The sequence below is a fragment of the Kitasatospora sp. NPDC087271 genome (assembly GCF_044744605.1).
Taxonomy (GTDB): domain Bacteria; phylum Actinomycetota; class Actinomycetes; order Streptomycetales; family Streptomycetaceae; genus Kitasatospora.
The window spans coordinates 201,942-213,774 of the sequence record NZ_JBIUYQ010000013.1; the positions used below are offsets into that span (position 1 = coordinate 201,942).

General features: G+C 75.4%; 12 protein-coding genes. 5 read left to right on the forward strand and 7 right to left on the reverse strand.

All coding sequences use genetic code 11. The annotated features are described in order from the left end of the window. Window positions 1-38 precede the first annotated feature (38 nt). Window positions 39-1,169, reverse strand: coding sequence for a helix-turn-helix domain-containing protein (locus ACIO9K_RS22845; protein ID WP_363620430.1), 1,131 nt, complete (start codon window positions 1,167-1,169; stop codon window positions 39-41). A gap of 273 nt (window positions 1,170-1,442) precedes the next feature. On the opposite strand from ACIO9K_RS22845, the gene ACIO9K_RS22850 reads away from it, so the two are divergent. Continuing rightward, window positions 1,443-2,219, forward strand: coding sequence for a pirin family protein (locus tag ACIO9K_RS22850; protein ID WP_363620358.1), 777 nt, complete (start codon window positions 1,443-1,445; stop codon window positions 2,217-2,219). Window positions 2,220-2,246: 27 nt separating this feature from the next. Here the strand turns inward: ACIO9K_RS22850 and ACIO9K_RS22855 are convergent, their stop codons facing one another. Next, on the reverse strand, window positions 2,247-3,080 hold the full coding sequence (locus ACIO9K_RS22855) for a serine hydrolase domain-containing protein (RefSeq protein ID WP_363586296.1): 834 nt from the start codon (window positions 3,078-3,080) through the stop codon (window positions 2,247-2,249). 122 nt (window positions 3,081-3,202) lie between these two features. Between ACIO9K_RS22855 and ACIO9K_RS22860 the strand changes: the two genes are divergently transcribed. Continuing rightward, a complete protein-coding gene (locus ACIO9K_RS22860) occupies window positions 3,203-3,679 on the forward strand; it encodes a MerR family transcriptional regulator (RefSeq protein WP_400332466.1) in 477 nt (158 codons plus the stop codon). 71 nt (window positions 3,680-3,750) lie between these two features. Continuing rightward, window positions 3,751-4,764 (forward strand): aldo/keto reductase, encoded by a 1,014-nt coding sequence (locus ACIO9K_RS22865; RefSeq protein ID WP_400332469.1) that lies wholly within the window; start codon window positions 3,751-3,753, stop codon window positions 4,762-4,764. Window positions 4,765-4,819: 55 nt separating this feature from the next. Here the strand turns inward: ACIO9K_RS22865 and ACIO9K_RS22870 are convergent, their stop codons facing one another. Further along, the gene (locus ACIO9K_RS22870) at window positions 4,820-5,398 is read right to left on the reverse strand and encodes a TIGR03086 family metal-binding protein (RefSeq protein WP_363620364.1); all 579 of its coding nucleotides are present in this window, start codon (window positions 5,396-5,398) and stop codon (window positions 4,820-4,822) included. Between the two features lie 101 nt (window positions 5,399-5,499). Here ACIO9K_RS22870 and ACIO9K_RS22875 point away from each other — a divergent pair, with 101 nt between their 5' ends. Beyond that, window positions 5,500-6,483: a helix-turn-helix transcriptional regulator gene (locus ACIO9K_RS22875; protein ID WP_400332473.1), complete on the forward strand. Its 984-nt coding sequence runs from the start codon at window positions 5,500-5,502 to the stop codon at window positions 6,481-6,483. A 14-nt stretch (window positions 6,484-6,497) separates the two neighbouring features. On the opposite strand, the gene ACIO9K_RS22880 is transcribed toward ACIO9K_RS22875, so the two are convergent. From ACIO9K_RS22880 to ACIO9K_RS22895, 4 genes are all read right to left on the reverse strand, one after another. Continuing rightward, window positions 6,498-7,712, reverse strand: coding sequence for an alpha/beta hydrolase (locus ACIO9K_RS22880; RefSeq protein ID WP_363620367.1), 1,215 nt, complete (start codon window positions 7,710-7,712; stop codon window positions 6,498-6,500). Window positions 7,713-7,872: 160 nt separating this feature from the next. After that, window positions 7,873-8,220 carry an MmcQ/YjbR family DNA-binding protein gene (locus tag ACIO9K_RS22885; protein WP_400332477.1) on the reverse strand — a complete coding sequence of 116 codons (348 nt, stop codon included), beginning with the start codon at window positions 8,218-8,220 and terminating at the stop codon, window positions 7,873-7,875. A gap of 110 nt (window positions 8,221-8,330) precedes the next feature. Then, the gene (locus tag ACIO9K_RS22890) at window positions 8,331-9,560 is read right to left on the reverse strand and encodes an acyltransferase (protein ID WP_400332480.1); all 1,230 of its coding nucleotides are present in this window, start codon (window positions 9,558-9,560) and stop codon (window positions 8,331-8,333) included. Between the two features lie 39 nt (window positions 9,561-9,599). Beyond that, complete coding sequence (locus tag ACIO9K_RS22895) at window positions 9,600-10,271, reverse strand: alpha/beta hydrolase (RefSeq protein ID WP_400332483.1); 672 nt, start codon at window positions 10,269-10,271, stop codon at window positions 9,600-9,602. A gap of 409 nt (window positions 10,272-10,680) precedes the next feature. Here ACIO9K_RS22895 and rsgA point away from each other — a divergent pair, with 409 nt between their 5' ends. Beyond that, window positions 10,681-11,805 carry a ribosome small subunit-dependent GTPase A gene (gene rsgA / locus ACIO9K_RS22900; RefSeq protein WP_400332486.1) on the forward strand — a complete coding sequence of 375 codons (1,125 nt, stop codon included), beginning with the start codon at window positions 10,681-10,683 and terminating at the stop codon, window positions 11,803-11,805. Window positions 11,806-11,833 lie beyond the last annotated feature (28 nt).

The following is an 11,833-nucleotide window of genomic DNA, read 5'->3' on the forward strand; positions in this document are numbered from 1 at the left end:
AGAAAACCATCCGGGATTGTAAGGTCCCTACAGGCGGTTCAGCTCGGCTCCCCGGCCGCGGTGAGTCGGCCGAGGGCGAGTGCGATCCGCAGCGTGAACGCCGAACGGACGTCGGACGGGGCGTACCCCGTGACGTCGGTCACACGTCGTAGCCGGTAGCGCACCGTGTTGGGGTGGACGAAGAGCATCCGGGCGGCGCCCTCCAGCGAGGAGGCCTGCTCCAGGTAGACGCTCAGCGTCTCCAGCAGCGCCGAGCCGGCTTCGTCCAGCGGTGTGTAGATCTCCTCCACCAGCTGGCGGCGGGCGGCCTGGTCGCCGGCCAGCGCGCGCTCGGGCAACAGGTCGTCGGCCAGCACCGGGCGGGGCGCGTCCGGCCAGGCGGCGCAGGCACGCAGGCCGGCCGCGGCGGCGTGCGCCGAGCGGGTCGCCGAGAGCAGGTCCGGCACGGTCGGGCCGACCACCACCGGGCCCGGCGCGAACTGGCCGATCAGCGCCCGGGCCGCGTGCACCGGCTCCTTGTCGCCGCCGACCACGACCACCAGGCGCTTGCCCAGCACCCCGGTCAGCACGTGCAGCTTGGCGTACCGGGCGGCCCGGCGGATCGCCTCGACCACCAGCTCGCTGTCGCCGTCCGGCGCGCTGCCCATCACCACCCGGACCTGGCTGGGCTGGCCCCAGCCGAGCGCCGCGGCCCGCGACAGCACGCCCTCGTCCGCGTCGCCGGACAGCAGCGAGTTGACCACCAGCGCCTCCAGCCGGGCGTCCCAGGCGCCGCGCGCCTCGGCCGCCTGGGCGTACACCTGGGCGGTCGCGAAGGCGATCTCCCGGGCGTAGACCAGCACCGACTCGCGCATGTCCGCCTCGTCGCCGGGGGCGGCCACCTCCTCGATGGCCTCCTCCATCACCTCGATCGTGGTGCGGATCAGCTCGACGGTCTGGCGCAGGGTGATCGCCCTGGTCAGCTCGCGCGGGGCGGTGCCGAAGACGTCCGTGGAGATCGCCTGGGCGGCGTCCGGGTGGCGGTACCACTCGGTGAAGGCGGCGATGCCGGCCTGGGCGACCAGGCCGATCCAGGAGCGGTGCTCCGGCGGCATCCGCCGGTACCAGCCGAGCTGGTCGTCCATCCGGGAGATCGCGGCGGTGGCCAGCTTGCCCGAGGACTTCTCCAGCCGCTTGAGCGTCGCGGCCCGGCGCTCGGCCCGCTCGGCGGCGACTCTGCGCTCCTGCGCGGTGAGGCGGGGCGCCGCCCGGCCGGGGCGGTCGCGGCCGGCCCTGGGGGCCGGGCTCTTCCCGGTCGGCTCGGCCGTGGGACTGGGTTCGCTCTTGGAGTTCGCGGAAGCGGCTGGCACAAGGACAAGACTGCCTCACGTGAGTGACTGCTCGTGCACACCCCCCGGTGCAGCGGCACGGTGGTGCCGGTCACACCCACTACCGTGGGGCCCGTGACAGACGACGCCGCCCGCCCCCGCGCCGACCTGCGCCGCACCGCCGAGCGCTACCTCTCCACCCCGGCCGAGGGCGTCGAGACCCGACACGCGTTCTCCTTCTCCGGCCACTACGACCCGAAGAACACGCACTTCGGCGCGCTGCTCGCGTGCAACGAGGAACTCCTCGCCCCCGGCGCCGGGTACGAGGAGCACAAGCACCGGGACACCGAGATCCTCACCTGGGTGCTGGAGGGCGCGCTGGCGCACCGGGACTCCCGGGGGCACGGCGGGGTGGTCCGCCCGGGGATGGTCCAGCACCTCGGCGCGGGCTCCGGCGTCACCCACACCGAGCGCAACGTCGGCGGGGCCGCCGGCCCGGTCCGCTTCGTCCAGATGTGGCTCCAGCCGGACGTGTTCGACGCGCCCCCGGCGTACGGGCTGCGCAAGGTGGAACCGGCCGACGGCGGGTTGACGCTGCTCGCCTCCGGGCTGGAGCGCGACGCCGGGACGGACGCCCTGCGGCTGCGCCGCGGCGACGCCGCGCTCTGGCTGGCGACGGCGGGGCCGTGGCAGCCGCTGCCCGCACTGCCCGAGGCCGCCTGGCGGTACGCGCACCTGACGGCCGGCTCGCTCGGCTACCGGACGATCCCGGGGCCCAAGGGCGGCGGCCGCTCGATGGCCCCGGGCGACAGCGTGCGGATCACTGGCGACGCCTTCGCCGACCCGACGGCCGGCGAGACCGGCGCCGAACTCCTGCTCTGGGAGATGCACTCGCCGGTCTCGTACGGCTAGGGGCTGTCCTTTCAGCCTTCGAGTCGTTCAGCTGTCCAGTTCGGCCAGGACCGCGTCCGAGCAGGCCGGCCAGACCTCGGCGGCCCACGGGCCGAAGTCCCGGTCGGTGAGCGCGACGCAGGCCACGCCGGCCTCCGGGTCGACCCACAGGAAGGTGCCGGACTGGCCGAAGTGGCCGAAGGTGGCGGGCGAGTTGGCGGTGCCCGTCCAGTGCGGGGCCTTGCCGTCGCGGATCTCGAAGCCGAGACCCCAGTCGTTCGGCCGGCGGTGGCCGTAGCCGGGCAGCACGCCGCTGGTGCCGGGGAAGGCGACCTCGCGGGTGGCCTGCCGGACGGTGGACGGGTCCAGCAGCTTCGGGGACTGGAGCTCGGCGGCGAACCGGACCAGGTCCGCGACGGTGGACAGGCCGCCGGCGCCGGCCGGGGACCTGTGCGCGGTGTTCAGCAGGGTGTCGTGCATGCCCAGCGGCTCGAACACCGCCTCGGCGGCGTACCGGGAGAACTCGATCCCGGCGGCGTCGGACAGTGCCCGCGCCAGCGCGTCGAAGCCCGCGTTGGAGTACAGCCGGCGGTTGCCGGGCTCGGCGAACACCCGGTCCTCGTCGAAGCCCAGGCCGGAGGTGTGCGCGAGCAGGTGGCGGACGGTCGAGCCGGCCGGCCCGGCCGGGTCGTCCAGCTCGAAGACGCCCTCCTCGACCGCGACCAGCACCGCGTACGAGGTGAGCAGCTTGGTCACCGACGCCAGCGGGAACAGGTGCTGCTGCGGCCCGTACGTGCCCAGCACCGCGCCGTCCGCCCCCCGGACCACCGCCGCCGCGGCGTGGGGCACCGGCCAGTTCTCGATCATCCGCAAGCTCTCCATGCGCCCGACTCTAACGAAGGCCCGAAAACGGGTGGCGGGAGCACCCGGGTGCGAGGCTTGCTTGGAGTGCACTCCAACTCGATAGCGTCGTCGTCACCGCTCACCACAGGGGGTAACCGCTCATGGCCACGCTCGCACCCGTCCAGCTCGACCTGCGGACCTGCGCCGACGTGTACCAGCGCCCGGTCGGCGATCCGGACCGGACCCCGCGGCACACCATCAGCGAGGTCGCCGTGGCCAGTGGGCTCACCGCCCACACCCTGCGCTGGTACGAGCGGATCGGCCTGCTCGACCCGGTCGACCGCTCCGCCAGCGGCCAGCGCCGCTACTGCGACGCCGACCTGCACCGGCTGGCCTTCCTGGGCCGGCTGCGGCTGACCGGCATGCCGATCGCCGACATGCTCCGCTACGTGGAGCTGGCCCGCGAGGGTGAGCGGACCTACGAGGCGCGGCGCCAACTGCTGGTCGACCAGCGCGAGGAGGTCCGCCAGCGGGTCGCCGACCTCCAGACCACCCTCGCCGTCCTCGACTACAAGATCGACCTGTACTCCGGCCGGATCGCCGCGTCCGACGAACCGGCCGTCTGCCGCCACGAGTAGCCACCATCAGCACGCCGCACGCGGAGTACACCGCAGCGGAGTGCACCGCACGCAGAGGAAGAAGCAGAGCGATGACCGTCTCCGTCCTCCCCACCGTCCAACTCGGCACCGACGGCCCGTTCGTGGGCGTCCAGGGCCTCGGCTGCATGGGCATGAGCGACTTCTACGGCCCGACCGACCGGCCCGAGGCGCTCGCCACCCTGGACGCCGCCCTGGAGGCCGGCGTCACCCTGTTCGACACCGCCGACGCCTACGGCTTCGGCCGCAACGAGGAGCTGATCGGCCCCTTCGTCCGCGCCAACCGCGACCGGGTGGTGCTCGCCACCAAGTTCGCCCTCGAGCGCACGGAGGACGACCCGGGCCGCCGCAGCATCCGCAACGACCCGGCGTACATCCGGGCCGCCGTGGACGCCTCGCTGCGCCGCCTCGGCGTGGACGAGATCGACCTCTACTACATGCACCGCCGCGACCCGGCCGTGCCGCTGGCCGACTCGGTCGGCACCATGGCCGAGCTGGTCCGGGCCGGCAAGGTGCGCCGGCTGGGACTGTCCGAGGTGACGGGAGCCGAACTGCGGGAGGCGTACGCGATCCACCCGATCGCCGCGCTGCAGTCCGAGTGGTCGGTGTTCGCCCGGGACGTCGAGCGCACGGCGGTGCCGGCCGCGGCCGAACTGGGCGTCGCCTTCGTGCCGTACTCGCCGCTCGGCCGGGGCTTCCTGACCGGGGCGTTCCAGGCCGCCGAGCAGCTCGCGGCGGACGACGTCCGGCGCACCCAGCCGCGCTTCACCGGCGCCAACGCGGCGGTCAACGCCGAACTCCTGGCGCCGCTGCGGGAGATCGCGACGGCCCGCGGGGTGACCCTCGCGCAGGTCGCGCTGGCCTGGGTGCACCAGCGGGCCGAGGTGCACGGGCTCACCGTCGTGCCGATCCCCGGCACCCGCAAGCGCAGCCGGCTCGCCGAGAACACCGCGGCCGCCGCGCTGCGGCTCACCGCCGAGGAGCTGGCCCGGCTGGAGCCGGTGGCGGGCGAGGTCGCCGGGGACCGCTACCCGGACATGCGCCTCACCCAGGTCGGCCGGGAGTAGCGGCGGCCGGGGAGCGGCCGCCCGGGCCGCTCCCCCTCCCGTCCCGGGTGCCTTCTCAGACCTCCCGGCCGAGCCAGGCGGCCAGCCGGGTGTGCACGTCGGCGTCCGGGGCGACCGGCCGCACCTCGCCGAACGGAACCGGGCCGCCGCGGTGCTCGGCCGACAGGACGGCCTGGGCGACGGCCAACGCGGCGTGCGCCAGGGCGTCGTCCAGCGGCTGCCGGGAGCCGAGCGCCCGGGCGATGTCCCAGGTGTGCGCGACCGTCTCCATCAGGTAGCCGCCGACCGCGACCCGGCCGGGCACCACGCCCCAGGGCGCGTGGGTCGGGCGGTCCAGCGCGGCGTCGTCCGACCAGGCCGCGACGGCCCGGGCGCGGGCCCGGTCCAGCGCGCCCGGCCAGGCGTCGTCCGCCAGGTCCCCGGTGGCGGCGGCGACGTCCTCGGCCCGGCCGCCCTCGCCCAGGTAGGCGAACCGGTGGATGCCGCCGACCACGTGGCTCAGCAGCTCCCGCAGGGTGAACGCGCTGCACGGGGTGGGCCGGTCGAGGGCGTCCGGGGTGATCTCGGCGAACAGCTTCTCCAACTGGCCGAGGGCGAGCAGGTACTGCGGGCGGGCGTCCTGGACGGAGTTCACGTGGAATCAGCTCCCTGGGGTGGTACGGGCTTTCGGGCTCGAACGGCAATCTCCCAGTAAAACCTGACAACCGCCGTCAGGATTGCTGGGATTCTGCTGCCATGAAGGCCGACCGCCTGCTCTCCATCCTGCTCCTGCTCCAGACCCGCGGCAGGGTGCCCGCCACCGAACTGGCCGGGCGCCTGGAGGTGTCCGTCCGCACCATCTACCGCGACGTGGAGTCGCTCTCCGTCGCCGGCGTGCCGGTGTTCACCGAACGCGGCCGGCACGGGGGCATCAGCCTGCTGCCCGGCTACCGCACCGACGTCACCGGACTGACCGCGGACGAGGCCCGGGCGCTGTTCGTGCTCTCCGCCCAGGGCGCGCACAGCGACCTCGGGCTGGACGGCGCGCTCGGCTCGGCGCTGCGCAAGGTGATGGCCGCGCTGCCGGCCCCGCACCGCCCGGCCGCCGAGCGCATCACCGAGCGGATCCTGGTCGACCCGGCCCGCTGGCTGCAGAGCGGCCCGGCGGCCGGCGCCTCGACCGGCCCCGAACTGGGCGAGCTGCAGTACGCGGTGTTCGCCGACCGGCGGCTGCGGCTGCGCTACCGGCACAGCGGCACGCCCGCGCCGGTGGAGTACACCGTGGACCCGTACGGGCTGGTGAGCAAGGCCGCGGTCTGGTACCTGGTGGCCGATCTGCACGGCGAGCCCCGGCTGTTCCGGGCCGACCGGGTGCTGGCCGCCGAGACCACCGAGGAGGCGGTGCGCCGCCGCGCCGGAGTGGGGCTCGGGGATGCCTGGGCGGTGCTGCGCGAGCAGGTGGAGCGGCTGCCGAAGGAGCTGCCGGTGCGGGTGCGGGTGCGGCGCGGGCGGCTGGACATGTTCGTCCGCATCCACGGCGGCCGGGTCACCGCGCCGCCGCCGGAGGCGGGCGCCGGGCCGGCCGAGGAGTGGGTCGAGGTGGCGATGGTCTTCCCGGCGCCGGCGGCCGTCCGCGCGCTGCTCGCCTTCGGCGCGGACGCCGAGGTGCTGGCCCCGCTCGCGGCCCGCCGCGAGCTGGCCCGGGCGGCGGCGGACGCGCTGCGCCTGTACCAGGACTAGGAGTAGGTGGGGCTCTAGGAGTTCGGGGCGGGCCGGACGACGTCCTGGTAGTGGCCGAGCGAGATCGCCGCGAAGTTGTGCAGGCTGTCGGTGCCCTCGGTGAAGTAGCCGTTGTGGCCGGCTGCGCGGGCCGAGGAGATCTGCTCGGCGCCGAAGCCGCCGGCGGTCGGGTCGGCGCCGTGGCCGAGGCCGCCGACCTCCAGGTACGGGACGTTGCCGATCCAGTCGGTGGGGTTGCGGGTGGCCCAGACGTGCACGCCGGTGCCCAGCTCGCTGGTGCTCTGCACGCCCATGCCGGGGCTGCCGAACACCATCAGGTCGGTGATCCCGGAGGTGTCGGAGGGGGAGGCGGCCGCGCGCGGGATCTCGGGGGCGGCGTTGCCGCAGACCACGGAGCCGTACGAGTGGCAGAGCAGGGCCGGGGGCGCGTCCGGCCGGGTGGTCTCCTTGAGCCCGGCGAGCAGCCGCTGCAGCCGGGGCGCGCCGACGTCGGCGAGCCGGGAGGTGACGGCGTCCGGGCCGAGGCCGGACGGGGTGACGTAGCCGGTCCAGGCGATCACCGCGGTGCGGGTGTTCGGCGCCTGCCGCTGCTCCTCGGTGTAGAGGGCGCGGGCCATGCCGGCCGGGGAGCGCAGCGGTTCGGCGGCCTGGTCGAAGTGGCCGAGGTCGGCGTCCGAGCCGGGGACGACGACGGAGATCCGCTCGGCGTCGGCGAGGTCGCCCCACACCTCGGTGATCAGGCCGCGGCCGCGCGGGTCGAAGGCGAGGATCTGCCGGTCGGGGCCGAGCAGGTGCTCGACGTCGTTGGCGCGGGAGACGGCCAGCTCGCGGGTGTCGGCGTCGAGCTTGTGGTCGGCGGCGCGGGCCCGGGCGCTGTCGCGTTCGGCGGCCAGCGCGATCCTGTTGGCGCGGTAGCGCAGGTCCAGCGGGGCGCCGTCGAAGTTGCCGACGACCAGCGGGTAGTCCCGGATCAGCCGGTCCAGCTCGGTGGGGGCGAGTGAGGCGAAGAACGCGGCGGCGGCGGCCGGGGTGGTGGTGGCCGGGTCGGGCAGGGTGCGGTCGAAGCTGTGGTCCTGGACCCAGGCGGCGCTGCCGGCCGGGGGTGTGGAGATCGCCAGCTGCTCGGTGGAGGCGGCCGCCTGGGCCGCCGCGGCGCCGGCGTCGGCGAGCACGGCACAGCCCGCGAACGCCCCGATCAGTACCCGCTTCCAGCGCCGACGGTTGCGCACCGCACCAACTCCCTTAGGGCCCGTCACCGTTTCTCGGGCGGTGCCCGGAGGGTGCGACAAGACTGCCTGCTTCCCTGCGCAAGCGTAGGGCGCCCGGAGAGGCGACGCGCCCGCCCAAACTGTGGGATGGCTCACATGAACCGGCGGTGTCGTTTCAGCGTCACAGAGCGGCCCGCACGTCGAATTCGCGCACCATCCGCGTGGGCGCCGTGCGCCGCCAGGCCTCGACGACGAGGTCGCGCAGCTCCTCCGGATCGACCAGGTCCAGCCGGACGCTCACCCAGCCGTGCCGCCCGACGTACGGCGCGCTGGAGAACACCTCGGGCTCGGCGGCGAGCAGTTCGGCCTGGTCCTCGGGGGAGGCCTTGACGGTGACGGACCGGCCCCCGGGCGCGCCCATCGCGAAGATCCGGCCGCGGATCCGCAGGGTCTCGATGTCCCAGGTCGGCTCCTGTGCGGCCTCCGGCAGGGCGAGCGCCATCGCGCGGAACTCCTCGAACGTCACCATGCCCGCAGCGTAGGGCAGGGGACCGACAGCGCGCGGGCCCGGGCAGGGGGCTCGGAGGGGCGCGGACCGATCGGTCCGCGCCCCCTCAGTGCCTCACTCTCCGGCGCAGGTCACACCATGCCCAGCGCGTACGCGGCGAACAGCGCCGCACCCGCCGCGGCCAGCGCCTTCCCGGCCCGGGAGAAGGCCGTCCACGGCCCGTCGAACCGCCGGGTGAACCACCCGATCGCCACCAGCACGGCCGCGAACAGCGGAAGCAGCGCCACCCGGGCGGCCACCCAGCCGATCGAGTCCGGCGCGGTGGTCAGCCCCGGTACGGCGCCCAGGCCGGCCGCGCCGGGCACCGCCACCGCGAGCATCGCGCTCTGGTGCCAGCAGAAGATCGTCATCGCCGAGAGGTTGACCACCACCACCGGCAGCCACAGCAGCGGGCGGCGGGTCAGCAGCCGGCCCAGCCGCTCCCGCAGCAGCACCGCGGCGCCGCACTGCGTCGCCGCCAGGGCCAACACCAACAGGGACGGCGGGTGCGAGTTGGTCCGCTCCATCCCGGGCACCCCGACCATGCTGGCCGGGTAGTGGAACGCCAGCAGCAGCGTGGCGAACAGCGCGCCGCCGCCAACCAGCAGCACCCGGGCCACCGGGCGGCCGAGCCGGCCCTGCGCCCACAGCACGCCCAGCTGGTAGCCGAACAGCCAGCCCGGCAGGATGTTCAACAGTCCGACCCAGGACGGCACCGCCTCCGCCCACGGCCCGTACCGCAGCAGGTCGACCGCGGCGACGGCGGCCACCAGGACGCCAGCCGCCCAGCCGCCCAGCCGGCGCCCGGCCGCCACGCACAGCGGGGTGAGCGCGGTCAGCCCCAGGTAGACCGCGATGTACCAGAGCGGCTGCACCACCAGCGTCGCGCCGGTCCGCACGGTGTCGCCGGGGACACCGAGCGCGGGCAGCAGCGCGATCAGCAGCGCCCAGACGGCCGTCACCCCCAACACCGGGCGCAGCAGCCGCACCGACCGGCCGCGCAGCCAGCCCAGGTACGTCACGCCCTTGGCCCGGGCCCGCTCCAGCGACTGGACCGAGGAGTGGCCACCGACCAGGAAGAACACCCCGAGCATCTGGAGCACCCAGCTGATCGGGGCGAGGCCGCCGAGCGAGGAGAGCGGGCTCGCGTTGTGCAGGGCGCCGTCGGCGGAGAGCGTGAAGCCGCCGAGCAGCCAGTGCCCGACCGGCACGGCGAGCAGGGCGAGGGCGCGCAGCCCGTCCAGGGCGCGGTCGCGGGTCTCGGGGGTGCGGGCGTCGACCTGGTGGGCGGCGCGGCGCAGGGCGGTCAGCGGGTGGGCCATGGCGGTGCTCCTTTCGGTGAGGCGGTCAGCGGTCAGCGGTCAGCGGTCGAGGCCGAGGCCGAGGGCGATGGCGGCGAAGGCGGTGAGCGAGGCGGTGCCGGGGGCGAAGTAGCCGGCGTGGCCCTCGGATCCGGTGGCGGGCAGCGGGTGGGCGCCGAAGCCGGGGGCGGTGGGGTCGGCGCCGTGGCCGAGGCCGAGCACCGAGACGTAGGGGACCCGGCCGATCCAGTCGGAGTCGTTGCGGGCGGTGGCCCAGAGCGGGACGCGCGGGTCGAGGGCGGCGGCCGAGCCGACGCCCATCCCGGGAGAGCCGAGGACGACCACGCCGGAGGCCTGGTCGGGCCCGGGGCGGGCCAGCCCGCAGACCACCGAGCCGTAGCTGTGGCAGAACACCGTGGCCGGGGCCTGCGGACGGGTGCTGACGGCGAGTCCGTCGAGCAGTCGGGTGAGCCGCGCGGCCCCGGCCCGGGCCAGGTCCTCGGTGGCGGCGCCCAGGCCGATCCCGACCGGGGTGGTGTAGCCGGTCCAGGCGATGACGGCGGTCTGCCGGTCGGTGGCCTGGTAGAGCGAGCGGGCCATGCCGGCGGGGGTGCCGTACGAGCCGGGGGAGCGGTCGAAGTTCTCCAGGTCGTTGTCCGAGCCGGGGACGACGACGGCGGTGCGGGGGGCGGCGGCGCGGGCGCGGGCCACCGCCGCACGGCGGGAACTCACCCTCGCGTCATCGCCACCCTCGCCCCCGCACTCGCGAGGCCGGCGCACAGGGTTGGGACCGCGCGCCCCTGGCCGCGTGCGCACGGAGCCCCGCGGCGGGTTTCGCGCGGGGTGCGCGGCTCGGACCGCCGTGCGGACCGGGCGGCGACCTCGGTCCGGAAAAACCTGTGGCCCCCTCAGCCCGCCGCGGGCTACGGTCCTCACAGTTCACGACGGTGGCCGCGCGCCGACGCGCCGTCACTGTCCCACGTCGTACGAACCGGGAGGTGTGACCGATGGCTGTCGAGACCGAGACGGGCTTCGCCCGCACTCAGCGTGCCATTCCCCAGCCCCGCCGCCCCCGGGCGACCGACCGGTAACCACCGGCCCGTACGACGCCCAGGGGGCCGGCCTGCGAAGGGTCGCCCCCTTGCCCCTCCCCGCCTCCTCCGAGGTCCCCGACCGCTCCACCGCCCTCGCCTCGCCGCTCGTCCCCTACGGCTGGGACGACGGCTGGCAGGACGCCTTCCGTCCCTGGGCCGCCCGCGGCCTCGTCCCCGGCCGGGTCATCCGCGTCGACCGCGGCCAGTGCGACGTGGTCACGCCGGACGGCACCGTCCGCGCCGACACCGCGTTCGTGGTGCCCCGCGACCCGATGAAGGTCATCTGCACCGGCGACTGGGCCGCCCTCGACCCCGAGGGCGGCAGCCCGCGCTACGTCCGCGACCACCTGCCGCGCCGTACCGCTCTGGTCCGCTCCGGCTCCTCCAAGCGCTCCGACGCCCAGGTGCTCGCCGCCAACATCGACCGCGCCGCCATCGCCGTCTCCCTCGCCGCCGAACTCGACCTGGCCCGGATCGAACGCTTCACCGCGCTCGCCTGGGAGTCCGGCGCCGAACCCCTGGTCGTCCTCACCAAGGCCGACCTGGTGCCCGACCCGGCCACCCTCGGCCACCTCCTCTCCGACGTCGGGCGGACCGTGCCCGGTGTGACCGTCCTCGCCGCCAGCAGCGCCGACGGCACCGGCCTGGAGCGCCTGGCGGCGCTGGCCGGCTCCGGCACCACCGTGCTGCTCGGCCAGTCCGGGGCGGGCAAGTCCACCCTCGCCAACACCCTGCTCGGCCGGGACGCGATGGAGGTGCGGGCGGCCCGGGACGTGGACGGCAAGGGCCGTCACACCACGACCACCCGCAACCTGTTGACGCTGCCGGGCGGCGGCGTCCTCATCGACACCCCCGGGCTGCGCGGCGTCGGCCTGTGGGACGCGGGCACCGGCGTGGACCGGGTCTTCGCCGAGATCGAGGAGTACGCCCGGCGGTGCCGCTTCCAGGACTGCGCCCACCACAGCGAGCCGGGCTGCGCCGTCCTCACCGCCGTCGACGGCGGCGTACTGCCGGCACGGCGCCTGGAGAGTTACCGCAAGCTCCAGCGGGAGAACCAGCGCATCGTCGCCAAGACCGACGCCCGCCTCCGCCAGGAGATCCGCCGCGAGTGGCGGATCAGGGGAGCCGAGGCCCGGGCCGCCGCCGACGCCAAGCGCGGTCGTCTCCGCTGACCGATACCCGTGCCGGGCCCGGCGAGAG